Raw genomic sequence first — 24984 nt, 5'->3', positions numbered from 1 at the left:
CCACTGGACCGACGCACGAAGGAGTGATCGGCATGGCGGGCACGGGCGCTGGACGGCCGAGCATCTACCCCACGCTGCTGTACGCGGACGCCAAGGCGGCGATCAGGCTGCTGACGGAGGCCCTCGGCTTCACCGAGCTGTCGGTGTACGAGACGGAGGACGGCCGGGTGATGCACGCCGAACTGGTCCAGGGCAGCGGCGCGGTGATGATCGGCTCCAAGGGCCGCGGCGGCCGCTTCGACACCCTGATGAGGGACGCGGGTCCCTGCGCGGTGTACGTCGTGGTGGACGACGTGGACGCCCACCACGAGCGGGCCGTGGGGCACGGGGCGGAGATCCTGATGCCCCCGACGGACCAGGACTACGGCTCGCGCGACTACATGGCACGGGACGCCGAGGGCAACATATGGAGCTTCGGCACCTACGCCCCCGAGATCGGGGCCTGAGCCGGGCTCCGGTCGCTCATCCCCCGGTGTGCACGTCGCTCATCCCCCGGTGTGCACCTGGAAGGCGGCCCGCCGGACGGCCTTGGCCAGGGCCGGGTCGGGGTGCGCGGCGGCGAGGGCCACCAGGACCTGCACGGTGCGTGGGTGTCCCACGGCGCGGACCTCGTCGAGCAGCTGGGGGACCGTGGGCTGCACCGCGGACTCCAGATGCCGGACCAGCATCGGCGCCTCGCCGTGATCGGCGACGGCCGCGGCGGTGTCCACCCACAGCCAGGTGGCCTCCTCGCGGGTGAGGGCCTCGTGGGCGTCCTCCGCGTCGACGCCGTCGTGCTCGGCCAGCCACAGCAGGGCGTACGGTCTGAGCGCCGGTTCGTCCACGACGGCCCGCACGTCGGGCTCGGCGGGAGCACCGACGACCCGCAGCGCCTCGAAGGCCAGCCCGCGCAGCAGGGCGTCCTCGCCGCGGGCGGCGTCGATCAGCTCGGTGACGGCACTGCCGACGGGGCGGGCGGCGAGCCAGGCCCGGTACTCGGCGCGGGCGGCGTTGGGGCGGAGCTGGGCGCAGCCGCGGAGCATGTCCTCGGCGGCCTGCTCGATGTTCCCCGCGGGACTCTGCGCGGCCACGCAGATCTGCTCCAGCTTGACCCAGACCGCCCAACTGCCCAGCGGCGTGAGCGTGGCCTGGCCGTCGCCGTAGGTCAGCGCGCCGACCGAGGCGAGGGCTCGCAGCGCCCAGTCGAGCAGGGGTGCGAGCGGGGCGCCGGCGACCGGGGCGGGCTCGGCGGGGCTCGGGGACCCGGCGAGCCGCTCGGTGGCGGGCCCGTAGGGGACCTCGCAGCGCTCGGTGCGCAGTTCGGTGACCCGCTGCTGGAGCAGGTCCAGCAGCTGCTCGACCGGGACCGGCCCGGCGGACAGCTGGAGGAAGGAGAGCACCTGGGGCATGGCCGAGACGACCTCGGCGACGGCGGCCGCCTCCTGTCCCTCGGGTTCGGGGTGCGCGAGCGACCAGGCGTCGAAGAGGGCGACCCAGCCGCGCAGCACGGCGCTGTCGTCGCGGTTCCAGGCACGCAGCCGCCAGCCGGGGCGCGCGCTGTCGCCGTGCACCTCCACCAGCCCGGCGAGACGGGCGGTGTCCCAGTCGGCACGGACCTGAGCGGCACTCAGCCCCAGGTCGGTGGCGGCCCGTTCGGCGGTGGCTTCGGAGAGGGTGGCCTTGCCGTCGGTGGTGGCGCCGTCGCTGCCGGGGCCGAGAGCGGCGTCGGCCCAGCGCGCGACACGGACGGGGCCGGCCAGGCGGGTGCGTGCCGTTCTGGCCAGTTCGGCGGGGGCGGGGGTGCCCTCCGGCGGCCGGGGTGCGGGGCGGCGCGGGCGCCGCTGGTTCACAGCTCTGGGGGTGGCGGCCAGGGGTCGCGGTCGGACGAGTCGAAGCCTGGAGTCGCGCGGGATACGGGACGTCACGGGTGCAGTCTTCCGGTTGACGGTCCGAAAACCCAAACGGAATGTCACGGCGGCCGACGGGCCGAGCCGGGACAACGGGCCGGGAGCGGGCCGGGCAGGCGCAATCAGGCCATCCGTTCACCCTTGAACCGGAACGGACCGAGGGGTCTTGGGCGGGCCGAGGGGGCCGAGGGGCGCAAGAGGGCCGAGGAGGTGGAGTGACCGAGGAGGCAGGACGGCCGAGGAGGTGGAGTGACCGAGGAGGCAGGACGGCCGAGGAGGTGAGGCAGGACGCCTGAGGCCGACCAAGGGGGCAGGACGCTCCAGGAGGCGGGACGGTCCCGGACGCGGGACGGCTGGGCGGGACCGTGCGAGGTCGCGGAGGGACGGGCGTTCGGGCCGGGAGCCGGCCCGGCCCGGACGCACCGGTGGGCCAGGACATGCCGTTGGGCCAGGACGTGCCGGTGGGCCAAGAGCCGGCCGGGCCAAGAGCCGGCCGGGCCGGACGGGCCGGCGGTCACATCAGGGGGGTCAGGAAGCGGCGCAGGCGCTCCTCGTACTCCTCCGGGTCCGCGTTCCACATCGCCGCGTGCGGGGCGTGCCGGACGGTGTGCAGGGCCACCAGGTCGGAGCGGCGCCGGGCGAGACGGCGGGAGTACTCCCACGGGGCCACCTGGTCGTCCGGGCCGTGGATGATCAGGGTGGGCACGGCGAGCCGGACGGGGTCCGCGATCTCGGCGGTCCCGTCGGTGAGCAGCCCGGCCCGGCCCTGAGCGGCCCGCACGGCGAGCGGCAGCAGCGGCTGGGGGGTGCGGCGGGCCCGGGCCAGGGCGCGCAGCGTGGCTTCCCAGCTCAGCACCGGGGAATCGAGGACCAGGCCCGAGATGCGCTCGCGCACGGCCGAGTGCTCGGCGGCGCGCAGGGCCATGGTGGCGCCGGTGGACCAGCCGAGCAGGACGACCCGGCGGGCGCCGTAGCGGACGGCGTAGCGGATCGCCGCGTCGACGTCCCGCCACTCGGTCTCGCCGAGGTGGTTCAGGCCGTCCGGCGGGCGGGGCGCGCCGAGGTCGCCGCGATAGGCGAGCGCGAGGACCGGCAGGCGGCGGGAGTGCAGGAAGCGCATGACGTTCATGGCCTGCTCGCGGGTGGTGCCGAGGCCGTGCACGGCGATCACCCAGGTGTCCCGGTGGCCGGGCAGGAACCAGGCGGGCAGGGCACCCAGCTCACCGGGCACGTCGACGTCGGCGTGGTCGAGGCCGAGCGCGGAGCCCGGGTTGCCGACGTAGAGGTTGGGGGTGAGCCACACCGCGTCGCCGGGGGCGAAGGTGCCGTGCGTGACGCGGTCCAGGCGGCGTACGACGGTGTCGGCCGTGTGCGCGAGCGCCTCCTGGACCGGCCCGACGACCGCGTGGGAGCCGTCGCCGGCGAGGCCGTAGGTGCCGGGGCGCAGGGAGGCCAGATCGCGGGTGAGGGTGATCCGGCCGGTGTCGGTGCCGTGCACGGTGAGCCGGGGCTCCGTGGGCAGCGGCCTGCCGGCGGGCGCCTTCAGCGCGGCGTCGCTGGCGAGCCGCCCCGCGGCCACGGATGCCATACCGGCGGCGAGGACGGCGCTGATCGCGGTGGCGGTCGCTTTGACTGGGCCCACCCGTCCAGTGTCACGGCGCTCCCGGTCCCCGGCCAGCGGAAGGGCGGAGCGGTGTGACGGCCGTGCCGGCACCGGGCGATACGGCACCTTGCCCACCGCCTCCAGGGCGTGAGGGGATCCCCGTCCGGTACGCAGCGACCGGACGGCGTCGCGCAGCACCGCCGGACCCCGCACACGTTTCGCCGGACCCGGAGCATGCGAGGAGCCGTGGCGCGGGGAGAGCCGGTCGAGAAACCGTCGGAACAGCGGGCTGGGGAGCAAGGGGTCACCTCCGTTGGCCATACCCCCTCAAGCGTGCCCCGGCTTCGGCCAGTTGTGCCTCCGTGAGCAAGGACGGCGCCAGGCCCGGCACGGAGGACGCCGTCAGCCACAGGCGGCACATCCATTCCAGCTGGGCGGTGCGGTCGTAGGCCTGGTCGAGGCCGTCGCCGTAGGTGATCGTGCCGTGGTTCTGCAGCAGGCAGCCGGAGCGGCCGGCGAGGGCGCCGAGCATGTTCTCGGCCAGTTCGTCGCTGCCGTAGGTGGCATAGGGGGCCACTCGGACGGGTCCGCCGAGGGCACCGGCCATGTAGTGGACCAGGGGCAGTTCGGGCACGAGCGTGGAGACCGCGGTGGCGTGGACGGCGTGGGTGTGGACCACCGCGCGGGCGCCGGTCGTGCGGTAGACGGCGAGGTGCATGGGCAGCTCGCTGGTCGGGACCAGGGTGCCGAGCACCTGGCGTCCGGAGAGGTCGACGCCGGTGATGTCGCCCGGGGTCAGCCGGTCGTAGGGAACGCCCGACGGGGTGACCAGCACGAGGTCCCCGACGCGGGCGGAGACGTTGCCGGAGGTGCCGACGACCAGCCCGTCGGCGACGGTGCGGCGTGCCGTCGCGACCAGTGCCTCCCAGATCCGAGCGGTGTCCGCGTGCGCCGCCACGCCCGGTCCCGGCTCCAGCGCCGCACCGGCCATCGCGCCGCGCACCGCTTCCCGGCGCTCGCCGCCCGGTTCTTCCCCCGACGTGTCCCGTCGCTGCTCAGCCATGCGCCGATCCTGCCAGCCACGAGGCGCCGGCGGCACGGGTCGTCCATCCGGCCATCGGTCCGTCCGTCCGGGCCCCAGCGGCGGCCTGCCGGGTGACCAGAATCTCCTCAACGGGTCGACGAACCGGCTACGGGCTCTCGCTCGAGGCCGGTGACCAAGGCGCGCTTGGGCCGTCGCGGGCAAACGGAATGCCAATTCATGGTCACGGACACCATGAGGTCCGCCCCAGTTCATCTTCCGTTCACCCAGGTTGCCTACGTTCGACCAGCCAATGACCTCGAACGATTGCCTGGGTAAATGGAAAGCTTCTCGCTGATCCTCGCGATTGTGGTTGTAACCGCACTTGCGTTCGATTTCACGAACGGTTTCCACGACACAGCGAACGCGATGGCCACCACCATCTCCACAGGCGCCCTGAAGCCCAAGATCGCGGTGACCATGTCCGCCGCCCTCAACCTGGTGGGCGCCTTCCTCTCGGTGGAGGTCGCCAACACGATCTCCAAGGGTCTCGTCGACGAGACCGGCATCCGTCCCGAGGTCATCTTCGCCGCCCTGGTCGGCGCGATCCTCTGGAATCTGCTGACCTGGCTGGTGGGCCTTCCCTCCAGCTCCTCCCACGCCCTGATGGGCGGCCTGATCGGCGCCACCGTCGCCTCCGCGGGCCTCGACGCCGTGCACGGTGACGCTCTGGTCACCAAGGTGCTGCTGCCGGCGGTCGCCGCGCCGATCGTGGCCGGCGTCGCGGCCATGCTGGCCACCCGGTTCTCCTACGGCATCGGCGGCAAGGCCGAGGGCGAGGCCACCCGCAAGGGCTACCGCGCCGGCCAGATCGCCTCCGCGGGCCTGGTCTCCCTCGCCCACGGCACCAACGACGCCCAGAAGACGATGGGCATCATCACGCTCGCGCTGATCGCGGGCGGCTCCATCGCCCCCGGCTCGAACCCTCCCACCTGGGTGATCCTCTCCGCGGGCCTGGCGATAGCGCTCGGCACCTACATCGGCGGCTGGCGGATCATCCGCACCATGGGCAGGGGCCTGACCGATCTGGAGCCGCGCCAGGGCTTCGCGGCCCAGACCAGCGCCGCGACCGCCATCCTGGCCTCCTCCCACCTCGGCTTCTCCCTCTCCACCACGCACGTCGTCTCCGGCTCGGTGATGGGCGCCGGTCTGGGCCGCAAGGGCGGTGTGGTCCGCTGGTCCACCGCCACCCGCATGGCCGTCGCCTGGGTCCTGACCCTGCCGGCCGCCGCGCTGGTCGGTGCGGGCGCCGAGTCCGTCACCGACCTGGGCGACTGGGGCACCGCCGCCGTCGCCGTCTTCCTGGTCGCCGCGAGCGCCACCATATGGAAGATCTCCCGCCGCTCGGTGGTCGACCACACCGACGTCGTCCCCGAGACCGAGGAGCCGGCCGGCGTGGTGACCACCGCCATCGCCGCCGTGATCCCGCCCCCGGCGGGCATGCTGCCCGAGGAGCCGCCCGTCGCCTTCCCGCAGCAGGCCACCGGGCCGTCCCCGGCCGCCGTTCCGACGTCCACCGCCCCGGCGACCCCGCCGGCCGCCAGGGTCTGACCCCGAGAACCCGGTACCGAAGGAAGCATCATGAAGATCGACTGGGCGGCTCTCGGCTCCGTCTTCGGCACGAGCCTGGTGTTCACGGTGGGCCTGGTGGCCCTGTTCACCCTCGGCATCAACGGCCTGACGCGACGCGAGAAGGCCGCGGCCCAGGGCGGCTCCGCCACTCTCGCCGTCACCGGCGCCTACGTCTGCTTCGCGGCCTGCGCGGCGGCGGTGGCGTACGGCATCTACTTGATCGTGGCCAAGGCCTGACCGCCGCGGCCCGGACCGGCCGGACCACCGTGGCCGGGGCCTGATCGCCGCGGACCACCGTGGCCGGGGCCCGACCGAACACACCGAGGCTCCCCTCCAGTTGTCCTGTCCTGGAGGGGAGCCTTCGGCGTGCGGCGCACCGCGGTGTGGGGATCGGCACACTCTCCCCACGCAGGTCAACAGCAAGTTGACTGCCCTTCCGGGCACGTGGTGGACTGCCCGGGCCATGTACGGCGGCAAGAGAGGAAGCCGGTGCGAATCCGGCGCGGTCCCGCCACTGTCACCGGGGAAAATCCCCGGGAGCCAGGAACTCTCACCGCCGAATCTCGTCGAACCAGGGCGCGGACACCCTGAGTGAGGACCCATATCGCCATGCCCGGCCGCCGAAGGACCAGTACCAGGCCCGCTCCTGTGCCCATGGCCGGCTGAGCCGATGGGTGCCGATCGCTGCTACGCGTACGGCGCCGCCGCCGGCCTGCTCGGCGACCTGCTCCTCGGCGATCCGCGCCGCGGGCACCCGGTCGCCGCGTTCGGGCGGGCGGCCACGGCCGTGGAAGGCGCGTTGTGGCACGACCACCGCGGCTGGGGCGCCCTGCACACCGCCGTGTGCGCCGGTGGCGCCGTCGCTCTCGGGGCCGTGGCCGCACGCGTCGTACGCCCCTCCCCCGCCGCGTCCGTCGCGCTGACCGCCGCCGCCACCTGGACCGTCGTCGGCGGCACCTCGCTCGCCCGGGAGGCCCGCACGATCGGGCGCGCCCTGCGGGCCGGGGACGTCGAGGCGGCCCGTGTGCGGCTGCCCCATCTGTGCGGCCGGGACCCGCAGGCGCTGGACGCCGACGGGATCGCCCGGGCCGTGGTCGAGTCGGTCGCCGAGAACACCTCCGACGCCGTCGTGGGCGCGCTCGTGTGGGGTGCCGTGGGCGGCGTGCCGGGCCTGCTCGGCTTCCGGGCCGTCAACACCCTGGACGCGATGGTGGGGCACAGGTCCCCCCGGCTGCGGCGGTTCGGCTGGGCGTCCGCCCGGCTCGACGACCTCGCCGGCTGGCCGGGGGCCCGGCTGACCGCCGTGCTCACCGCGGCGGCCGGCCCCGATCCCCGCGGCGCCCTGCGCGCCTGGAAGGCCGACGCGCGCCGGCACCCGAGCCCCAACGCCGGGCCCGTGGAGGCCTCGTTCGCGGGCGCCCTCGGCGTGCGCCTGGGCGGCACGCTGTCCTACGGCGGCCGGGTCGAGCACCGCCCGGTGCTCAACGGACGAACCGGACGCACCGTGCAGGTGGCCGACATCGACCGGGCGGTACGGCTGTCCCGCCGCGTCGGCCTGCTCGCGCTCGGCGCCACGGTCGCCGCGCGCCGACTCGTGAAGGGACGTGGGAAGTGAGCGGGGGTCTCCTCGTCGCCGGCACCACCTCCGACGCCGGCAAGAGCGTCGTGACGGCCGGCATCTGCCGCTGGCTGGTACGCCAGGGCGTGAAGGTCGCGCCGTTCAAGGCGCAGAACATGTCACTCAACTCGTTCGTCACGCGGGAGGGCGCGGAGATCGGGCGGGCGCAGGCCATGCAGGCCCAGGCGTGCCGGGTCGAGCCGACCGCGCTGATGAACCCGGTGCTGCTCAAGCCCGGCGGCGAGCGGAGCAGCCAAGTGGTGCTGATGGGCCGGCCGGTGGGCGAGATGAGCGCACGCGGCTACCACGGCGGGCGGCAGCAGCAACTGCTCGGCACGGTGCTGGACTGCCTGGCCGAGTTGCGGGGCACGTACGACGCGGTGATCTGCGAGGGTGCGGGGAGCCCGGCCGAGATCAACCTGCGGCGGACCGACATCGTCAACATGGGCATCGCCCGCAACGCGCGGCTGCCCGTTCTCGTCGTCGGCGACATCGACCGCGGTGGCGTCTTCGCCTCCTTCTTCGGGACCGTCGCCCTGCTCTCGCCGGAGGACCAGGAACTGGTCGCCGGTTTCCTGGTGAACAAGTTCCGCGGGGACGTCTCCCTGCTGGAGCCCGGCCTGGACATGCTGCACGGGCTCACCGGGCGGCACACGTACGGCGTCCTGCCGTTCCGGCACGGTCTCGGCATCGACGAGGAGGACGGGCTGCGGGTGTCGTTGCGGGGCACCGTACGCGAGTCCACCGTCGCGCCCCCGGTGGGCGAGGACGTGCTGCGGGTCGCGGTGTGCGCGGTCCCGCTGATGTCCAACTTCACGGACGTGGACGCGCTGGCGGCCGAACCGGGCGTCGTGGTGCGGTTCGTGGACCGGCCCGAGGAGCTGGCGGACGCCGACCTCGTGGTGCTCCCGGGCACGCGCGGGACCGTACGGGCGCTTCAGTGGCTGCGGGAGCGGGGGCTGGCGGACGCCCTCGTCCGGAGGGCCGCCGAGCAGCGGCCGGTCCTCGGGATCTGCGGCGGGTTCCAGGTGCTCGGGGAGCACATCGAGGACGAGGTCGAGTCGCGGGCCGGCGAGGTCGCCGGTCTCGGTCTGCTTCCCGTGCGGGTGCGGTTCGCCCGCGGGAAGACCCTCGCCCGTCCCGCCGGCGAGGCCCTCGGTGAGCACGTCGAGGGCTACGAGATCCATCACGGGGTCGCCGAGGTGACCGCCGGCACCCCCTTCCTGGACGGCTGCAGGGTCGGCCAGACGTGGGGCACCCACTGGCACGGCTCCCTGGAGTCGGACGGTTTCCGGCGGGCCTTCCTGCGCGAGGTCGCCGCCGCCGCGGGCCGCCGCTTCGTGCCGGCCCCGGACACATCCTTCGCCGCGCTGCGCGAGGAGCAGCTCGACCGGCTCGGCGACCTGATCGAGCAGCACGCGGACACGGACGCGCTCTGGCGGCTCATCGAGTCCGGCGCGCCCGAGGGGCTGCCTTTCGTTCCACCGGGAGCCCCGGCATGAACGCCGTTTACTCTGATGCACGAGGCGACTTGGAGGGTGATCTGTGACAACCCCCTTCCCATTCACGGCCGTTGTCGGCCAGGACGATCTGCGGCTCGCGCTGCTGCTGAACGCGGTCTCGCCGGCGGTCGGCGGTGTGCTGGTGCGCGGCGAGAAGGGCACCGCCAAGTCGACGGCCGTACGCGCCCTTTCGGCGCTGCTGCCCGCGGTGGCGGTCGTCCCCGGGTGCCGGTTCTCGTGTGATCCGGCGGCCCCCGACCCGTCCTGCCCGGACGGGCCGCACGAGCCGGGCAGCGGTTCGGCGCGCCCGGCGCGCATGGTCGAGCTGCCCGTCGGCGCCTCGGAGGACCGGCTGGTCGGCGCGCTCGACATCGAACGGGCGCTCGCGGAGGGCGTGAAGGCGTTCGAGCCGGGCCTGCTGGCCGACGCGCACCGCGGCATCCTGTACGTGGACGAGGTCAACCTCCTGCACGACCACCTGGTCGACCTGCTGCTGGACGCGGCGGCGATGGGCGCCTCGTACGTGGAGCGCGAGGGTGTCTCGGTGCGGCACGCGGCCCGGTTCCTGCTCGTCGGCACCATGAACCCCGAAGAGGGCGAGCTGCGGCCGCAGTTGCTGGACCGGTTCGGGCTGACCGTGGAGGTCGCGGCCTCCCGCGAGCCGGATCAGCGGGTGGAGGTGGTGCGCCGCCGGCTGGCGTACGACGACGACCCCGCGGCCTTCGCCGCGCGCTGGGCCGAAGAGGAGGCCGACGTCCGGCAGCGCATCGTCGCCGCCCGGGAGTTGCTGCCGCAGGTGCGGCTGGGCGACGGGGCGCTGCGGCAGATCGCGGCGACCTGCGCGGCCTTCGAGGTGGACGGCATGCGGGCCGACATCGTGATGGCGCGTACGGCGACTGCGCTGGCCGCGTGGGCCGGGCGGACCGATGTGCTGGCCGAGGACGTGCGGCAGGCCGCGCTGCTCGCGCTGCCGCACCGGCGCCGGCGCAACCCGTTCGACGCGCCTGGCCTGGACGAGGACAAGCTGGACGAGACGCTGGAGCAGTTCTCCGACACCGACGGGGGCGGCGACGGCGGGGACGATCCCGGCCCGGGCGGCCCCGGCGGGGGCGGCGGGCAGCCGGAGCCGGACGAGGGTCCGCAGGGAGGGGACACCGCCCCCCGGCCGGAGTCCGGTGAGGGCGGGGAGCCGCAGCCGTCCGGCGCCGGTCCGGGTGAGCAGGCACCGGCGCGGTCCGCCGAGCCCTTCCGGACCAAGGTGCTGAGCGTGCCCGGCCTCGGCGAGGGTGCTGCCGGGCGGCGGTCGCGGGCCCGGACCGAGCACGGACGCACCACCGGGGCCCGGCGGCCCCGCGGCGCCCTGACCAAGCTGCACCTGGCGGCGACGGTGCAGGCCGCCGCCCCGCACCAGCGGGCGCGCGGCCGTTCCGGGCCGGGGCTGGTGGTCCGCCGGGACGACCTGCGGCAGGCGGCCCGCGAGGGGCGCGAGGGCAATCTCGTGCTGTTCGTGGTGGACGCCTCGGGGTCGATGGCGGCGCGGCAGCGGATGGGTGCCGTCAAGGGCGCCGTGCTGTCGCTGCTGCTCGACGCCTACCAGCGGCGGGACAAGGTCGGTCTGGTGACCTTCCGGGGCTCGGCGGCCGACGTGGCGCTGCCGCCCACCTCTTCGGTGGACGCGGCCGCGGTCCGGCTGGAGTCGCTGCCGACGGGCGGCCGTACGCCGCTGGCGGCCGGGCTGCTGAAGGCGCACGAGGTGCTGCGCGTGGAGCGGCTGCGGGATCCGGCGCGCCGGGCGCTGGTCGTGGTGGTGACCGACGGGCGGGCCACCGGCGGCCCCGAGCCGGTCGCGCTCGCGACCCGGGCGGCACGGCTGTTCGCGGCCGGGCAGGTCGCCTCGGTGGTCGTGGACTGCGAGTCGGGGCCGGTGCGGCTCGGACTCGCCGGGCGGCTCGCGGGTGAACTGGGCGGCACGGCCGTCACGCTGGACGAACTGCGGGCCGACTCGATCGCCGGGCTGGTCCGGGATGTGCAGGGAACTTCGAGGAGGGCCGCGTAATGCCGCAGGGACAGCCGAGTGTGGTGCCGGACGACGGACTGACGACCCGGCAGCGTCGCAACCGTCCGCTGGTCCTCGTACACACGGGCGTCGGCAAGGGCAAGTCGACCGCCGCGTTCGGGCTCGCGCTGCGCGCCTGGAACCAGGGATGGCCGATCGGGGTGTTCCAGTTCGTCAAGTCGGCGAAGTGGAAGGTCGGCGAGGAGAACGCGCTGCGGGTGCTCGGCGACTCCGGCGAGGGCGGCACCGTCGACTGGCACAAGATGGGCGAGGGCTGGTCCTGGGTCCAGCGCGACGACCAGCTGGACAACGAGGAGAAGGCCCGGGAGGGCTGGGAGCAGGTCAAGCGGGACCTGGCCGCGCAGACGTACCGGCTGTACGTGCTCGACGAGTTCGCTTACCCGCTGCACTGGGGCTGGGTGGACGTCGACGAGGTCGTGGAGGTGCTGCGCGACCGGCCCGGTACCCAGCATGTAGTGATCACCGGGCGCAACGCGCCGGAGAAGCTGGTGGACTTCGCCGACCTCGTCACCGACATGTCCAAGGTCAAGCACCCCATGGACGCCGGGCAGAAGGGCCAGAAGGGCATCGAGTGGTGATGTCGTCGGTGCCCCGGCTGGTCATCGCCGCGCCTTCCTCGGGCAGCGGCAAGACCACCGTCGCCACGGGGCTGATGGCCGCGTTCGCCGCGCGGGGACTCGCCGTCTCCCCGCACAAGGTCGGGCCGGACTACATCGACCCCGGGTACCACGCGCTCGCGGCCGGGCGGGTGGGGCGCAACCTCGACGCGTATCTGTGCGGTCCGGAGCTGGTCGCTCCGCTGTTCCTGCACGGGGCGCGGGGGTGCGACCTCGCCGTGGTCGAGGGCGTGATGGGTATGTACGACGGGGCCGCCGGGGAGGGTGAACTGGCGTCCACCGCGCAGGTCGCCAAGCTGCTGCGGGCACCGGTGGTGCTCGTCGTGGACGCGTCCTCGCAGTCCCGGTCGGTGGCGGCGCTGGTGCACGGGTTCGCCTCCTGGGACCCTCTGGTGCGGGTCGCGGGCGTGATCCTGAACAAGGTGGGGTCGGACCGGCACGAGGCGCTGCTGCGGGAGGCGCTGGACTCGGCGGGGATGCCCGTCCTCGGTGTGCTGCGGCGGGCCGCCCGGGTCGAGACACCGTCGCGGCACCTGGGGCTGGTGCCGGTCGCCGAGCGCCGCGCCGACGCCCTGGAGTCGGTGGCGGAGATGGCCGCGCAGGTGTCCTCGGGGTGTGACCTCGCCGCTCTGGAGGCACTCGCGCGTGCGGCCGGTCCGCTGCCGGAGGGCTCCCTCCCCTGGACCCCCGAGGTCTCGCCGGCGCGCGGCCGGCGGCCGCGGGTCGCCGTCGCCGGTGGCGCCGCGTTCACCTTCTCCTACGCCGAACACACCGAGCTGCTCGCGGCGGCCGGCGCCGAGGTCGTCCCCTTCGACCCCCTCCGGGACGAGCAACTCCCGGAGGGTACGGCCGGGTTGGTCATCGGGGGCGGATTCCCCGAGGTGTACGCCGGTGAGCTGTCCGCCAACGAGCGGCTGCGCAAGGACGTCGCCGGGCTGGCTCTCTCCGGCGCCCCCGTGGCAGCCGAATGTGCCGGACTGCTGTACCTGTGCCGGGAGTTGGACGGGCGGCCCATGTGCGGGGTGCTGGACGCCACCGCGCGGATGAGCGAGCGGCTGACCCTCGGCTACCGGGACGCCGTGGCCGTCGGCGACAGCGTGCTGGCGCCGGCCGGGACGCGGATGCGGGGGCACGAGTTCCACCGCACGGTCGTCGAGCCAGGGGCCGGTGCCGCTCCCGCCTGGGGGGTGCTGACGCCCACCCGGCGGGTCGAGGGTTTCGTGCAGCAGAACGTGCACGCGAGCTATCTGCACACGCACTGGGCGTCCGAGCTCGGTGTCGCTCGCCGGTTCGTGGAGAGGTGCCTGGCGTCATGAGCGGCGGGCTGGTGCCGGCGGAGGGCGTCGAGCGGCCGGCCCGGGTCCCGGTCGCGGCCGGCTCCGGAGTGCCGGACGAGGCGCCGGCCCGGCCCGGGGCCGGCGTCGCGGGGCCCGGGGGCGGGTGGCCGGCCGTGCCGTCAGCCGCCGGAGATGCCGACCACCAGCCAGATGAAGGCCGCGCCCGCGACCGTGCACAGCAGGGTGGAGCGGGCGGGGTGGTCGTGGTGGGCCTCGGGGAGGATCTCGGCCGCGGCGAGATAGAGCAGGACGCCGCCGAAGAGGCCGAGGTAGCCGCCGAGCACCGGCTCCGGGATGTGGAAGAAGACGGTCGACACAGCGCCCACCAGCGGGGCGCAGGCATCGGCCACGAGCATGCCGATCGCGCGCCGGCGTGCGTTGCCGTACAGGCTCGTGATGGTGAAGGTGTTGAAGCCGTCGGCGAAGTCGTGCGCGATCACGGCGAGCGCGACGGACGTGCCCATGCCGCCGCCCACCTGGAAGGCCGCGCCGATCGCCACGCCGTCCATGGCGCTGTGGCCCACCATCGCGGCGGCCGCCGTCAGGCCCACCTCGGGCGCCCGGTGGTCGTGCTCGGCTCCGCCGTGCGCCGCCTGGCGTGCGGCCAGGGTGCGCTCCACCAGATGGGCCACCAGGAAACCGGTCACGAACAGCAGCAGGGCCGCGGGTACCCCGAAGACCTCCCGGTCGGCCGCGTGCAGCGCCTCCGGCAGCAGGTCCAGGCCGACCACGCCCAGCATCAGGCCGCCGGCCAGTCCCAGGACGAGATGGCGACGGTCGGTCACGCGCTGTGCCGTCCAGCCGCCGGCCAGCGTCATCAGGAACGCGCCGAGCGCAACGAAGACCGCCATAGGCACTTGCTATCCGATGGAGGCGCCTTCGCGCACATCCGGCGCCGTCCGCAATCCGGCGCAACCCGACATTTCACCCGATTCCGAGTTGCCATCCCGCATGAGAGGCACCCCATGGCCGACGCCCCCGACGGCAAGGCGACGGTCGTCGGCGCCGGCCCCGGCGCCGCCGGCCCGCCGACGTTCCGTGGCGCACGCGCGACCGTCCGTGAGGTCGGTGAGGTGCCCGGCGCCGAGCCCGTGGTGCCGGCCGCGACGGACTCCGGAGGACTGCCAGGCCTGGAGGCGCTCGGGTGGCCCTGCGAGGGCTCCGTCGCCATGATCTCCCGTGCCCTGCTGGACGGTGAGGCGGTCGTGCTGCACGCGGAGGTGCCGTGGCCGCTGCCGCCGCTGCCCACCTCGGCGCGCGGCCCGTACACCGTCCGGCTCACCGACCGGGCCGTCGAACCGGGCGAGCGGGAGGTGCTGCTCAGACCGCCGTCCCTGGTGATCGGGGTCGGCGCGTCCAAGGGCGTGCCGGCCGAGGAGGTGCTCCGGCTGATCGGGACGGCGCTGCGCGAGGCGCGGCTCTCGCCGCGGTGCGTGGCCGAACTGGCCACCCTGGACGCCAAGTCGGCGGAGCCCGGTCTCGTCGCGGCCGCCGGGCGGCTCGGGGTGCCCCTGGTGTCCTACTCCGCCGCGGAGTTGGCGGCCGTCGAGGTGCCCAACCCGTCCGGCGCCCTCCTCGCGGCCGTCGACACCCCGTCGGTCGCGGAGGCGGCCGCGCTGGTCCGGGGCGGTGAACTCCTCGTGCCCAAGCGGAGGTCCGAGCGTGCCGACGGGCAGCCCGCGATGGCGACCTGTGCCGTCGTGCGGCGCCCGGGGCGCGGGCAACACAGGGAGCGCTCGCACAGCCATGCGTACTGAAAACGCCCGGGCGGCCGGGCACGACCTGCGTCACCACGGGGACGGCGTACCACCTCACGGCGACGGCGTACCACCTCACGGCGACGGCCCGCGCCCTCACGAGGACGACCTGCGTCACGACGAGGACGACCTTCGTCACGACGGGCACGACCTGCGTCATCACGGGGACGACGTACCACCTCACGGCGACGACCCGCGCACTCATGAGGACGACCTTCGTCGCGACGGGCACGATCTTCGTCACGACGGGCACGACCTTCGTCATCACGGGGACGCCGAGGTGCGGGACGACGGGGCCGCTCTGGTGGACCTCGCCGTCAACGTCCGTGCCGACACGCCTCCGCCGTGGCTGCGCGAGAAGATCGCCGCCAGCCTGCCGTTCCTCGCGGCCTACCCGGACGGGCGGGACGCGCGGGCGGCGGTGGCCGCGCGGCACGGGCTGCCGGTGGAGCGGGTCCTGCTGACGGCGGGCGCGGCGGAGGCGTTCGTGCTGCTCGCCCGCGCCCTGGAGGTCCGCCGGCCGGTGATCGTCCACCCGCAGTTCACCGAGCCCGAGGCGGCGCTGCGGGACGCCGGGCACCCGGTGGGCCGGGTGCTGCTGCGGGAGGAGGACGGCTTCCGGCTGGATCCGGCGGCCGTGCCGGAGGACGCGGACCTGGTGGTGATCGGGAATCCGACGAATCCCACGTCGGTGCTGCACCCGGCCGGCGTGCTCGCCGGGCTGGCCCGGCCCGGGCGGGTCCTGGTGGTCGACGAGGCGTTCATGGACGCGGTGCCGGGCGAGCGTGAGGCGCTGGCCGGGCGGACCGACGTGCCCGGTCTCGTGGTGCTGCGCAGCCTGACGAAGACCTGGGGGCTGGCGGGGCTGCGCATCGGCTATGTGCTGGCCGCCCCCGAGATCGTCGCCGTGCTGGAGCGGGCGCAGCCGCTGTGGCCGGTGTCCACGCCGGCGCTGGCCGCGGCCGAGGCGTGTGTGGCGCCGCGGGCGCTGGCGGAGGCCGGGCATGCGGCGCACCGGATCGCCGGGGACCGGGCGCATCTGGTGGCCGGGCTGGCGGCGTTCGCGTCCCGCGGTGTGCGGGTGGTGCAGCCCGCGGAGGGGCCCTTCGTGCTGGTGCGCATGCCGGACGCGGCGGCGGTGCGACGACGGTTGCGCGACCTCGGTCACGCCGTGCGCCGTGGGGACACGTTTCCCGGGCTCGGCGCGGAGTGGGTGCGGGTCGCTGTGCGGGACCGGGCCACGGCGGACGGATTCCTGCGGGCGCTGTCGGCGGCACTGCCTCCTCCCCCTGGACCGCCCCCGTCCGTCCCGGCCGGCTGAGAGCCCGGACCGGTGCCGGCCACGACGAGCCACGGTCCGGCGCACCGACCGGACTCCGTACGGGGAGGGCGGGGACATTCCCTCCCCGACGGACACCGGCCACCGCCCCTACAGGGGCCGATGCCGGCTCCGGGGACACCTGGCGTGGCCGGGGCCCTGGCCGGCGGCGCCCGATGGAACCGGGGCCGGTTCCTGCGGCGCCCGATGGAACCGGGGCCGGTTCCTGCGGCGCCTGGTGGGGCAGGGCCGGGGCCGGGGGTAGGCAGGGGCTGGGGCCGGTTCCTGCGGCACCCGAGCAGGGCCGAGGGCGGCTCCTGCGGCGCCGGTGGGCGGGGGGGGCGCCGGTGGGCCAGGGGCGCCCCCTGCCGGGGTCAGTTCTTGCGGCGCCTGGCCGCTGTCACCGCTCCGCCGCCCACCAGCAGCAGCGCGAGCGCGCCGCCCGCGATGTACTGGGTCGCCGAACCGCCGCCGGTCTCCGCCAGGTCGGCCTCGGCCGGGGCGCCCTGGGGGCGGACGTCGGCGGCCGGGTCGTGGCTCGGCGTGGAATGACCGACGGGCGGGGCCGCCGGGGATTCACAGGTGGCCTTGGCCAGTGTGACCGTGCCCTCGACGTCGGCCACGTTGAGTTTCAACGGGTTGATGGAGACCTTGAGTTCGAGGGCGGTCGCGGCGGCCGTACGGCTCGTGGTCCGCCGCTCGGCCAGGTCGAGCCGGACCTCGCCGACGCCGGGCACCTTCACCTCGACGGGGCCGCCGGCGGTCAGCGTGACCCGCTTGCCGAGGACGGTGACGGCACCGAGGACGTTCGCCGAGGCGGCCGGAGCCCTGCCGGCCTCGCAGGTCGCCCTGGCGGTGACCGTGTCGGCCTCGACGAGGGACAGCAGGGGCAGTCCCGGCACGTGCAGCTTGGCGTGGACGAGCCGGACCGAGCCCTCGGCGCGCTCGGCCGTCACGGTGGCCCGGGACCGGGCTACGTCCGCACCGAGCACGGTGAACGGCCTGCCGCCGGCCACGCCGTCGAGCCGGGCGGACAGTGCGGTCCGGTCGGCGCTGCGCGGTGCCCGGACGTCGTCGAGGGAGACCGCGAGCGGGACCTCGACGGTCTTGTTGAGCAGGGACACGTCGAGCCCGGTACGCAGGACGACGGCGGAGGCGCGACCGTGACCACCGGTCGCGTGCGCGGCGCTCGCGCCCAGGACCGTGGGCGCCGCGGTGAGGGCGGCGGCCGTCGCGACGACGGCGAGACGGCGTGCGGGCATACGGAAGTTGTTGCTGTTCAAGGCGGTGGGACCCCCAGACGAAACGTTCTTGGGACCCGTCAACCTTGTACGCGCTGTGGGTGAACGGTCAGCCGTCCGGGGTCACTTCACTCGATAGAGGCGTTTCAGCACACCCCTTCGAATCACCGGGCACAGACGTTCCCCGGATCCCCACGACTCGCCGGGCGCTCCACCGCTCGCCCGCCGTGCCACCGCCCGCCCGCTACTCCACCACCCGCCCGTTCAGCACGACCCGTCGCGGCGCCGCCAGCACCCGTACGTCCGCCCGCGGATCCGCCTCGTAGACCACCAGGTCGGCCGGTGCGCCCTCCTCCAGGCCGGGCCGCCCGAGCCAGGCGCGGGCGCCCCAGCTGGTCGCCGACAGCGCCTGGACGGGCGGGATGCCGGCGGTGACCAGTTCCGCCACCTCCGCGGCGACCAGGCCGTGGGCCAGCGAACCGCCGGCGTCCGTGCCGACGTAGACGGGGATGCCGGCGTCGTAGGCGCCGCGCACGGTGTCGTAGCGGCGTTCGTGCAGTCGTCGCATATGGGCGGACCAGCGGGGAAAACGGGTGTCGCCGCCGGCCGCGAGCTGCGGGAAGGTGGCGATGTTGACGAGCGTCGGGACGATCGCGACGCCCCGCTCGGCGAACAGCGGGATCAGGTCCTCGGTCAGGCCGGTGGCGTGCTCGATGCAGTCGATGCCCGCCTCGACGAGATCCCGCAGGGAGTTCTCGGCGAAGCAGTGCGCGGTGACGCGGGCGCCGAGCCGGTGGGCCTCGGCGATGGCGGACTCGACCGCCGGCCGGGGCCAGCAGGGGGCCAGGTCGCCGAGGTCCCGATCGATCCAGTCGCCGACCAGCTTGACCCATCCGTCGCCGCGCCGCGCCTCCTGGGCGACGTACGCGACGAGGTCCGCCGGTTCGATCTCCCAGGCGTAGTTGCGGATGTAGCGGCGGGTGCGCGCGATGTGCCGGCCGGCCCGGATGATCTTCGGGAGGTCCGCCCGCTCGTCGATCCAGCGGGTGTCGGAGGGCGAGCCCGCGTCGCGCAGCAGCAGGGTGCCCGCCTCCCGGTCGGTGAGCGCCTGCTTCTCGGCGGTGTCCGCGTCGACCGGGCCGTGCGCTCCGAGGCCGACGTGGCAGTGCGCGTCGACCAGGCCGGGCAGCGCCCAGCCCTCGACGGTGGTGACGTCGCGGGCGCCGGCGGGGCGGTCGTAGGAGATCCGCCCCCCGACCACCCACAGCTCGTCACGGACGTCGTCGGGCCCCGTCAGGACCCGGCCCTTCACGTGCAGCACGGCGCCTTCGCTCATGCACCGCACCCTAACGACCTACGGCTCGTCCCCGCCCACCCGGTCGGGGGTCTCCTCCTCGACCTCGGCCATCGCCGGGTCGAGCAGCCGGGAGAGGAAGTGCCGGGTGCGCTCGTGCTGCGGGTCGCCGATGACCCGGTCGGGGCTGCCGTCCTCGACGATCACGCCGCCGTCCATGAAGACCACCCGGTCGGCGACCTCGCGGGCGAAGGTCATCTCGTGTGTGACGACCATCATCGTCATGCCCTCCTGCGCCAGCCTGCGCATCACGGCGAGGACGTCCCCGACGAGTTCGGGGTCGAGCGCGGAGGTCGGCTCGTCGAAGAGCATCACCCGGGGGCCCATGGCGAGCGCCCGGGCGATGGCCACCCGCTGCTGCTGGCCGCCGGAGAGGGAGGACGGGTAGGCGTCCGCCTTCTCCGCGAGGCCGACCCGGGCGAGGTTCTCGGCGGCGGTCCGCGCGGCGGTGGCCTTGTCCCGCCCCAGGACCCGGCGCTGCGGCAGCGTGAGGTTCTCGGTGACGCTCAGGTGCGGGAAGAGGTTGAACTGCTGGAAGACCATGCCGATGTGGCGGCGCACGGCGTCGATGTCCACGTCGGGGTCGGTGAGTTCGGTACCGCCGACGAAGACCTGGCCCTCGGTGGGCTCCTCCAGCAGGTTCACGCAGCGCAGCAGCGTGGACTTGCCGGAGCCGGAGGGGCCGATGACACAGACGACCTCGCCCTGGCCGATCTCCAGGTCGATGCCGCGCAGGACGTGGTTGTCGCCGAAGGACTTGTGCAGGCCCTGGACGTGGATCTCCGGGCGGCTCAACGGATCGCCTCCTGGGACTTGGACTCCATGCGGCGGACGACGAAGCCGAGCGGAACGGTGACGAGCAGGTAGCACAGTCCGGCCACCAGGATGGGGGTGGAGTTGGCGGTCGTGCTGGCCAGGTCGTTGCCGAACTTGGACAGTTCCCGCTCCTCCAGGGTGACGCCGAGGAAGAGCACCAGCGAGGAGTCCTTGAAGAGCAGGACGAGTTCGTTGGTCAGCGGCGGCAGGATGATGCGGAAGGCCTGCGGGACGATGATCGAGACCATGGCCCGGGCGGGCGAGAAGCCCAGCGACCGGGCGGCCTCCATCTGCCCCTTGGGCACCGCCTGGATGCCGGCGCGGATCGTCTCCGCCATGTAGGCGGCGGAGACCAGGCCGAGCGCGACGGCGACCTTGCCGTACGTGCCGCCGGGGTACTGGATGTCCGGGAAGGCCAGCGGTACGCCGACGCCGACGAAGATGAAGATCAGCAGCGCGGGCAGCCCGCGGAAGATCTCGATGTAGATGCCGGCGACCCAGCGGTAGGGCCCCACGGAGGACAGCCGCATGAGGGCGATGAGCATGCCGAGGGCCAGGCCGACGACGAAGCCGGACAGGGTGTACAGCACGGTGTTCTTCAGCGCCACCGTGATGACGTCCGGGAACATCTGCTCGGCGATGTGGGCCTGCGCGAACTGGTTCTTCAGCCGGCCCCAGTCCGCCGAGGCCGCGAACGCGACCACGGCGGCGACGAACACGGCGTACTGCGCGCCACGTGACAGCCTGCGCCGCTGGCGGCGGGTGAGGCCCCGCTTCTTCGGCTGGATCTGTGTGTCGGTGTCGGTCATCGGGTCAGGAGGCGGCCGGCGAGGCGGCGGAGGCGTCGTACGGGCCGATCCACTGCTCGTAGAGCTTCTTGTAGGTGCCGTCGGCCTTGGCGTTCCCGAGCGCCTTGTTGATGGCGTCGAGCAGCGCCTTGTTGCCCTTCTTCACGGTGAAGCCGTACTGCTCACCGGTCTTGAGGTTGTCGACGACCTTGAACTTGCCCGCGGTGGCCTTGTCCTTCAGCCAGCCCTGGACGACCGGGTAGTCGATGATGACGGCCTGGACCTGGCCGGTGCGCAGGCCGTTGAGGACCGCGTCGGAGGAGTGGAAGGAGACCGGGTCGTAGCCCTTGCCCTTGGCGTAGTCCTCGCCGGTGGTCTGCGCCTGGGCGCCGAGCTTCTTGCCCTTGGCCTTGACGTCCGCGAGCGAGTTCACGCCGCTCCCGCTGTCGACCAGGACGGCCTGGGTGGCCTCGAAGTACGGGTCGGAGAAGTCGACGTTCTTCTTGCGCTCGGCGGTGATCGTCATACCCGCGGCGGCCAGGTCGCACTGGCCGGAGTTGAGGAAGGCACCCGTCTTGAAGTTCTCGAACGGGGTGTCGAGCACCTGCTGCTTGACGCCCAGGTTCTTGGCGACGAGGTCGATCAGGGAGACGTCGAAGCCCTGCACCTTGCCGTCGACCACCGACTGGAACGGCGGGTACGGCAGGTGGGTGCAGGTGGTCAGCCGGCCGGCCTTGGCGAGGTGCACGCCCTTGACGGTGGTCTTGCCGCTCCCCGAGTCGCTGGAGGAGCAGCCGGCCACGACGAGCACGAGTGCGGCGGTCGCGGTGGTGGCGGCCAGAAGGCGGGTCCGGCGCCCGAGGAGCGTTTTCATGGGGGGAATCTCCTATGGGGGAACTGTGGGTTCCGATTATAAGGAGATGTTTGGGCCTCTCAAACCAAACCGATGGCCCTGGAGCCGTCCGGCCTGAGAAGTCGCCGGTCGGAAGAGGGCCGAGTGGCGAGGGTTACTCTCGTCTCCGTCGGCCTCCGGCCGGCCTCGTGGACCCTCGTGAGCGAAGAGAGCACCGCCGTGACCCACCCCTTCCTCGATCTGCCCCCGCTGAGCGCCGAGCGCTTCGCCGCCGTCGAGGACGGGGTGGCCCGGTTGCTGGACACCCGGCAGGACGTACTGGTCACCCAGGGTGAGGCGCTGCTGCCGCTGGAGGGCGCGATCCGCGCGGCGGCCGGTCCGGGCACGGTGGCCCTGAACGTGATCACGGGCCCGTACGGGCAGACCTTCGGCAACTGGCTGCGTGACTCGGGCGCGACCGTGCACGACCTCACGGTCCCCTTCCACACGGCGGTGACCGCCGGACAGGTCCGGGAGGCGTTCGCCGCGCACCCGGAGATCGACTTCGTGTCGCTGGTGCACGCGGAGGCGGCGACCGGCAACACCAATCCGGTCGCGGAGATCGGCGCGGCGGTGCGGGAGCAGGGTGCGCTGTTCTATCTGGACGCGGTCGCCTCCGTGGGCGCCGAGCCGGTGCTGCCGGACGCGTGGGGCGTGGACCTGTGCGTGATCGGGGCGCAGAAGGCGATGGGCGGCCCGGCGGGCGTGTCGGCGATCTCGGTGAGCGAGCGGGCGTGGGCCCGGATGGCGGCGAATCCGAACGCGCCGCGCCGCTCCTACCTCTCCCTGCTCGACTGGAAGGAGCGCTGGACCGACGCGGGCCGCAGGACGCTGCCGCACGCTCCCGCGCAGCTGGAGATGCTGGCGCTGCAGGCGTGCCTCGAGCGCATCGAGTCGGCGGGCCTGGACGCGGTGATGGCGCGGCACCGGCGGGCCGCCCGGGCCACCCGGGCCGGTGCGGTGGCGCTGGGCGGGGGGCTGGAGCCGTACGTGTACAAGGCCGCGGACGCCGCGCCGGTGGCCACGACGCTGCGGGTGCCGTCGGGGGTGGTGGCGTCGCAGCTGGTGGCCCGGGCGCTGGCGAGCGATCCGGCGCTGCCGCTGGCCGCGGGCGGGGGCACGCTGGCCGGGGAGATGATCCGGGTCAATCACTACGGGGCCGATGCGACACCGGGCGCGGTCCGGGCGTCCTTGACGGCACTGGGCGCCGCGCTGGCCGAACAGGGCAGGTCCGTCGATCCGGTCGCGGCGCTGCGAGCCGTGGACGAGGCCTGGCACTGAGCCGGCCCCGGCGGCACCGGGCGGACGGCCGACACGAGCGCCGGCCGGTGCCGGTGCGCGGTGGGGCCATTCACCTCGTCGAGGAGTACGCCCGGCGCGACGGCCGGGCCGGCATTCCGTGCGAACGAAACGGCGGAGCGGCGACCACAGCCGGAATTCAATTGGATTTCACATTCCCCGTAAATTCTCCGGACGATAGCTTCCCGTCTTCTTCTGCCCGCTTTTTGCAGAGCTAAACAGGGAAGTTTTCCGGCAGGTTTCCCGGGGTTTCCGTGTTGTGACACACTCCACAACAGAATACCTTTGTCCCGATTTTCCCTGTGACAAAGCGGGCATATCGCCAAGGTCGCCGCGCGTCGCGGCGAGAGCTGCCGTGCATTTCCGAATTCGCCTCGCTAAATTCGGGCCGCATGACTGCCGCACCAGCAGACCTACTCATCGACCGACCGGCGATAGCCGACGGGGCCGCGCTCTGGCGTATCGCCAAGGACTCGAAAACCCTCGACGTGAACTCCTCGTACAGCTATCTGCTGTGGTGCCGGGACTTCGCCGGCACCTCGGCGGTGGCGCGCGGTGCGGACGGGGAGCCGGTCGGATTCCTCACCGGCTATGTCCGGCCGGACCGCCCCGGGACCCTGCTCGTCTGGCAGGTGGCCGTGGACTCCGCCCACCGGGGCCTCGGCATCGCCGCCGCGCTGCTGGAGGGGCTGGCCGCCCGGCTCACCGCCGAGCGCGGCATCACCGAGGTCGAGACGACCATCAGCCCCGGCAACACCGCGTCCGAGCGCCTGTTCACGTCGTTCGCCGCCCGGCACGAAGCAGAGGTCTCCCGCGAGGTGCTGTTCCCCGCCGACCTCTTCCCGGACGGCCCGCACGATCCCGAAGTGCTGTACCGCATCGGCCCGTTGACCGACTTCACCGCCCACTGAGGAGCGATTCACCGTGACCATCACCCAGCCCGACCTGAGTGTCTTCGAGACCGTCGAGTCCGAGGTGCGCAGCTACTGCCGCGGCTGGCCCACCGTCTTCGACCGTGCAGTGGGCAGCCGCATGTACGACGAGGACGGGCACGCGTACCTCGACTTCTTCGCCGGTGCCGGCTCACTCAACTACGGCCACAACAACCCGGTCCTGAAACGGGCGCTGATCGACTATCTGTCCCGGGACGGGGTCACCCACGGCCTGGACATGTCGACCACGGCGAAACGATCCTTCTTGCAGACGTTCCAGGATCTCGTGCTGCGCCCGCGCGATCTGCCGTACAAGGTCATGTTCCCGGGCCCGACGGGCACCAACGCCGTCGAGTCGGCGCTGAAGCTGGCCCGGAAGGTGAAGGGCCGCGAGGCGATCGTCTCGTTCACGAACGCCTTCCACGGGATGTCCCTGGGCTCGCTCGCCGTCACCGGCAACGCCTTCAAGCGCGCCGGCGCCGGCATACCGCTGGTGCACGGCACGCCCATGCCGTTCGACAACTACTTCGAGGGCAAGGTCCCGGACTTCCTGTGGTTCGAGCGGCTGCTGGAGGACCAGGGTTCCGGCCTCAACAAGCCCGCCGCCGTGATCGTGGAGACCGTGCAGGGCGAGGGCGGCATCAACGCCGCCCGGCCCGAATGGCTGCGCGCGCTCAAGGAGCTGTGCGAGCGGCAGGACATGCTGCTGATCGTCGACGACATCCAGATGGGCTGCGGCCGCACGGGCGCCTTCTTCTCCTTCGAGGAGGCGGGGATCACGCCCGACATCGTCACGGTCTCCAAGTCGATCAGCGGCTACGGACTGCCCATGTCGCTGTGCCTGTTCAAGCCCGAGCTGGACGTCTGGGAGCCGGGTGAGCACAACGGCACCTTCCGCGGCAACAACCCGGCGTTCGTCACGGCCACCGCGGCCCTGGAGACGTACTGGACCGACGGCTCGGCCATGGAGAAGCAGACCCGCACCCGCGGCGAGCAGGTCGAGCAGGCGCTGATCTCCATCACCGAGGAGAACCTCGCCGATGTGAAGGAGTACCGCGGTCGCGGGCTCGTGTGGGGCCTGGAGTTCCACGCCAAGGACCGGGCCTCGCGTGTCGCCAAGCGCGCCTTCGAGCTCGGGCTGCTCATCGAGACGTCCGGCCCGGAGAGCGAGGTGGTCAAGCTGCTGCCCGCCCTCACCATCACACCCGACGAACTGGACGAGGGGCTGAGCATCCTCGCCCGCGCCGTCCGGGAAACCGTCTGACCCGTCCGACTACCAGGAGGAAGAGCACCA

21 protein-coding genes, 1 pseudogene and 1 riboswitch are annotated in these 24984 nt (G+C 73.6%); of the genes and pseudogenes, 13 read left to right on the top strand and 9 right to left on the bottom strand.

Going from position 1 to position 24984, the window contains the following annotated elements; translation table 11 throughout:
• Positions 1–32 precede the first annotated feature (32 nt).
• Positions 33–446, top strand: coding sequence for a VOC family protein (locus ACGFT2_RS31650; protein ID WP_393284996.1), 414 nt, complete (start codon positions 33–35; stop codon positions 444–446).
• Between the two features lie 39 nt (positions 447–485).
• Here the strand turns inward: ACGFT2_RS31650 and ACGFT2_RS31645 are convergent, their stop codons facing one another.
• The 3 genes from ACGFT2_RS31645 to ACGFT2_RS31635 form a co-directional block, all read right to left on the bottom strand.
• A complete protein-coding gene (locus tag ACGFT2_RS31645; protein ID WP_393284993.1) occupies positions 486–1904 on the bottom strand; it encodes a hypothetical protein in 1419 nt (472 codons plus the stop codon).
• Between the two features lie 496 nt (positions 1905–2400).
• Positions 2401–3528, bottom strand: a complete 1128-nt coding sequence (locus ACGFT2_RS31640) for an alpha/beta hydrolase (RefSeq protein ID WP_393284990.1) — start codon at positions 3526–3528, stop codon at positions 2401–2403.
• 265 nt (positions 3529–3793) lie between these two features.
• Positions 3794–4552, bottom strand: a complete 759-nt coding sequence (locus ACGFT2_RS31635; protein WP_393284987.1) for a class II aldolase/adducin family protein — start codon at positions 4550–4552, stop codon at positions 3794–3796.
• 297 nt (positions 4553–4849) lie between these two features.
• Between ACGFT2_RS31635 and ACGFT2_RS31630 the strand changes: the two genes are divergently transcribed.
• The 7 genes from ACGFT2_RS31630 to ACGFT2_RS31600 all read left to right on the top strand — a co-directional run bounded on the left by ACGFT2_RS31630 (position 4850) and on the right by ACGFT2_RS31600 (position 13272).
• On the top strand, positions 4850–6121 hold the full coding sequence (locus ACGFT2_RS31630; protein ID WP_393284985.1) for an inorganic phosphate transporter: 1272 nt from the start codon (positions 4850–4852) through the stop codon (positions 6119–6121).
• A gap of 30 nt (positions 6122–6151) precedes the next feature.
• Positions 6152–6379 carry a hypothetical protein gene (locus ACGFT2_RS31625; protein WP_393284983.1) on the top strand — a complete coding sequence of 76 codons (228 nt, stop codon included), beginning with the start codon at positions 6152–6154 and terminating at the stop codon, positions 6377–6379.
• Between the two features lie 194 nt (positions 6380–6573).
• Positions 6574–6715: riboswitch (cobalamin riboswitch) on the top strand.
• A 97-nt stretch (positions 6716–6812) separates the two neighbouring features.
• A complete protein-coding gene (locus tag ACGFT2_RS31620; protein WP_393284980.1) occupies positions 6813–7757 on the top strand; it encodes a cobalamin biosynthesis protein in 945 nt (314 codons plus the stop codon).
• Positions 7754–9262: a cobyric acid synthase gene (locus ACGFT2_RS31615; protein ID WP_393284979.1), complete on the top strand. Its 1509-nt coding sequence runs from the start codon at positions 7754–7756 to the stop codon at positions 9260–9262. Before ACGFT2_RS31620 ends, ACGFT2_RS31615 begins: the two co-directional genes overlap by 4 nt.
• Before the next feature lie 43 nt (positions 9263–9305).
• Positions 9306–11318 carry a putative cobaltochelatase gene (locus tag ACGFT2_RS31610; RefSeq protein ID WP_393284976.1) on the top strand — a complete coding sequence of 671 codons (2013 nt, stop codon included), beginning with the start codon at positions 9306–9308 and terminating at the stop codon, positions 11316–11318.
• The gene (cobO, locus tag ACGFT2_RS31605) at positions 11318–11917 is read left to right on the top strand and encodes a cob(I)yrinic acid a,c-diamide adenosyltransferase (RefSeq protein WP_393284973.1); all 600 of its coding nucleotides are present in this window, start codon (positions 11318–11320) and stop codon (positions 11915–11917) included. Before ACGFT2_RS31610 ends, cobO begins: the two co-directional genes overlap by 1 nt.
• On the top strand, positions 11917–13272 hold the full coding sequence (locus ACGFT2_RS31600; RefSeq protein WP_393284970.1) for a cobyrinate a,c-diamide synthase: 1356 nt from the start codon (positions 11917–11919) through the stop codon (positions 13270–13272). The genes cobO and ACGFT2_RS31600 overlap by 1 nt, the downstream gene beginning before the upstream one ends.
• A gap of 140 nt (positions 13273–13412) precedes the next feature.
• Here the strand turns inward: ACGFT2_RS31600 and ACGFT2_RS31595 are convergent, their stop codons facing one another.
• Complete coding sequence (locus tag ACGFT2_RS31595) at positions 13413–14144, bottom strand: ZIP family metal transporter (RefSeq protein ID WP_393284967.1); 732 nt, start codon at positions 14142–14144, stop codon at positions 13413–13415.
• A gap of 189 nt (positions 14145–14333) precedes the next feature.
• On the opposite strand from ACGFT2_RS31595, the pseudogene ACGFT2_RS31590 reads away from it, so the two are divergent.
• Together ACGFT2_RS31590 and cobC are read left to right on the top strand one after the other, a co-directional pair.
• Positions 14334–15017: pseudogene (locus ACGFT2_RS31590) on the top strand (cobalamin biosynthesis protein); the annotation flags it as partial.
• 22 nt (positions 15018–15039) lie between these two features.
• Positions 15040–16371, top strand: a complete 1332-nt coding sequence (gene cobC / locus ACGFT2_RS31585) for an Rv2231c family pyridoxal phosphate-dependent protein CobC (RefSeq protein ID WP_393284964.1) — start codon at positions 15040–15042, stop codon at positions 16369–16371.
• A gap of 371 nt (positions 16372–16742) precedes the next feature.
• On the opposite strand, the gene ACGFT2_RS31580 is transcribed toward cobC, so the two are convergent.
• The 5 genes from ACGFT2_RS31580 to ACGFT2_RS31560 all read right to left on the bottom strand — a co-directional run bounded on the left by ACGFT2_RS31580 (position 16743) and on the right by ACGFT2_RS31560 (position 21441).
• Positions 16743–17651 carry an SCO1860 family LAETG-anchored protein gene (locus ACGFT2_RS31580; RefSeq protein WP_393284963.1) on the bottom strand — a complete coding sequence of 303 codons (909 nt, stop codon included), beginning with the start codon at positions 17649–17651 and terminating at the stop codon, positions 16743–16745.
• 202 nt (positions 17652–17853) lie between these two features.
• A complete protein-coding gene (locus ACGFT2_RS31575) occupies positions 17854–18945 on the bottom strand; it encodes an amidohydrolase family protein (protein WP_393284960.1) in 1092 nt (363 codons plus the stop codon).
• Positions 18946–18963: 18 nt separating this feature from the next.
• Positions 18964–19758, bottom strand: a complete 795-nt coding sequence (locus ACGFT2_RS31570) for an amino acid ABC transporter ATP-binding protein (protein WP_393284957.1) — start codon at positions 19756–19758, stop codon at positions 18964–18966.
• Positions 19755–20588, bottom strand: coding sequence for an amino acid ABC transporter permease (locus tag ACGFT2_RS31565; RefSeq protein ID WP_393284955.1), 834 nt, complete (start codon positions 20586–20588; stop codon positions 19755–19757). Before ACGFT2_RS31565 ends, ACGFT2_RS31570 begins: the two co-directional genes overlap by 4 nt.
• Before the next feature lie 4 nt (positions 20589–20592).
• Positions 20593–21441 (bottom strand): transporter substrate-binding domain-containing protein, encoded by an 849-nt coding sequence (locus ACGFT2_RS31560; protein WP_393284953.1) that lies wholly within the window; start codon positions 21439–21441, stop codon positions 20593–20595.
• A gap of 198 nt (positions 21442–21639) precedes the next feature.
• On the opposite strand from ACGFT2_RS31560, the gene ACGFT2_RS31555 reads away from it, so the two are divergent.
• From ACGFT2_RS31555 to ectB, 3 genes are all read left to right on the top strand, one after another.
• Positions 21640–22740 carry a pyridoxal-phosphate-dependent aminotransferase family protein gene (locus ACGFT2_RS31555; protein ID WP_393285157.1) on the top strand — a complete coding sequence of 367 codons (1101 nt, stop codon included), beginning with the start codon at positions 21640–21642 and terminating at the stop codon, positions 22738–22740.
• Positions 22741–23150: 410 nt separating this feature from the next.
• Entirely contained in the window at positions 23151–23669 is a 519-nt protein-coding gene (ectA, locus tag ACGFT2_RS31550) for a diaminobutyrate acetyltransferase (protein ID WP_393284951.1), read from the top strand.
• A 13-nt stretch (positions 23670–23682) separates the two neighbouring features.
• Positions 23683–24954, top strand: coding sequence for a diaminobutyrate--2-oxoglutarate transaminase (gene ectB / locus ACGFT2_RS31545; protein ID WP_393284948.1), 1272 nt, complete (start codon positions 23683–23685; stop codon positions 24952–24954).
• The last annotated feature ends 30 nt before the right edge of the window (positions 24955–24984 follow it).

The organism is Streptomyces sp. NPDC048514, from assembly GCF_043199955.1.
Classification (GTDB): Bacteria; Actinomycetota; Actinomycetes; order Streptomycetales; family Streptomycetaceae; genus Streptomyces.
The sequence above is the reverse complement of the archived record's forward strand: the minus strand, read 5'-3'. Positions and strand labels throughout refer to the sequence as shown.

Bases quoted from the DNA above. Each gene is read 5' to 3' on its own strand.
- ACGFT2_RS31650 (WP_393284996.1), top strand. From the start codon at position 33: ATGGCGGGCACGGGCGCTGGACGGCCGAGCATCTACCCCACGCTGCTG.
- ACGFT2_RS31635 (WP_393284987.1), bottom strand. From the start codon at position 4,552: ATGGCTGAGCAGCGACGGGACACGTCGGGGGAAGAACCGGGCGGCGAG.
- ACGFT2_RS31630 (WP_393284985.1), top strand. From the start codon at position 4,850: ATGGAAAGCTTCTCGCTGATCCTCGCGATTGTGGTTGTAACCGCACTT.
- ACGFT2_RS31625 (WP_393284983.1), top strand. From the start codon at position 6,152: ATGAAGATCGACTGGGCGGCTCTCGGCTCCGTCTTCGGCACGAGCCTG.
- ACGFT2_RS31620 (WP_393284980.1), top strand. From the start codon at position 6,813: ATGGGTGCCGATCGCTGCTACGCGTACGGCGCCGCCGCCGGCCTGCTC.
- cobO (WP_393284973.1), top strand. From the start codon at position 11,318: ATGCCGCAGGGACAGCCGAGTGTGGTGCCGGACGACGGACTGACGACC.
- ACGFT2_RS31600 (WP_393284970.1), top strand. From the start codon at position 11,917: ATGTCGTCGGTGCCCCGGCTGGTCATCGCCGCGCCTTCCTCGGGCAGC.
- ACGFT2_RS31595 (WP_393284967.1), bottom strand. From the start codon at position 14,144: ATGGCGGTCTTCGTTGCGCTCGGCGCGTTCCTGATGACGCTGGCCGGC.
- cobC (WP_393284964.1), top strand. From the start codon at position 15,040: ATGCGTACTGAAAACGCCCGGGCGGCCGGGCACGACCTGCGTCACCAC.
- ACGFT2_RS31575 (WP_393284960.1), bottom strand. From the start codon at position 18,945: ATGAGCGAAGGCGCCGTGCTGCACGTGAAGGGCCGGGTCCTGACGGGG.
- ACGFT2_RS31565 (WP_393284955.1), bottom strand. From the start codon at position 20,588: ATGACCGACACCGACACACAGATCCAGCCGAAGAAGCGGGGCCTCACC.
- ACGFT2_RS31560 (WP_393284953.1), bottom strand. From the start codon at position 21,441: ATGAAAACGCTCCTCGGGCGCCGGACCCGCCTTCTGGCCGCCACCACC.
- ectA (WP_393284951.1), top strand. From the start codon at position 23,151: ATGACTGCCGCACCAGCAGACCTACTCATCGACCGACCGGCGATAGCC.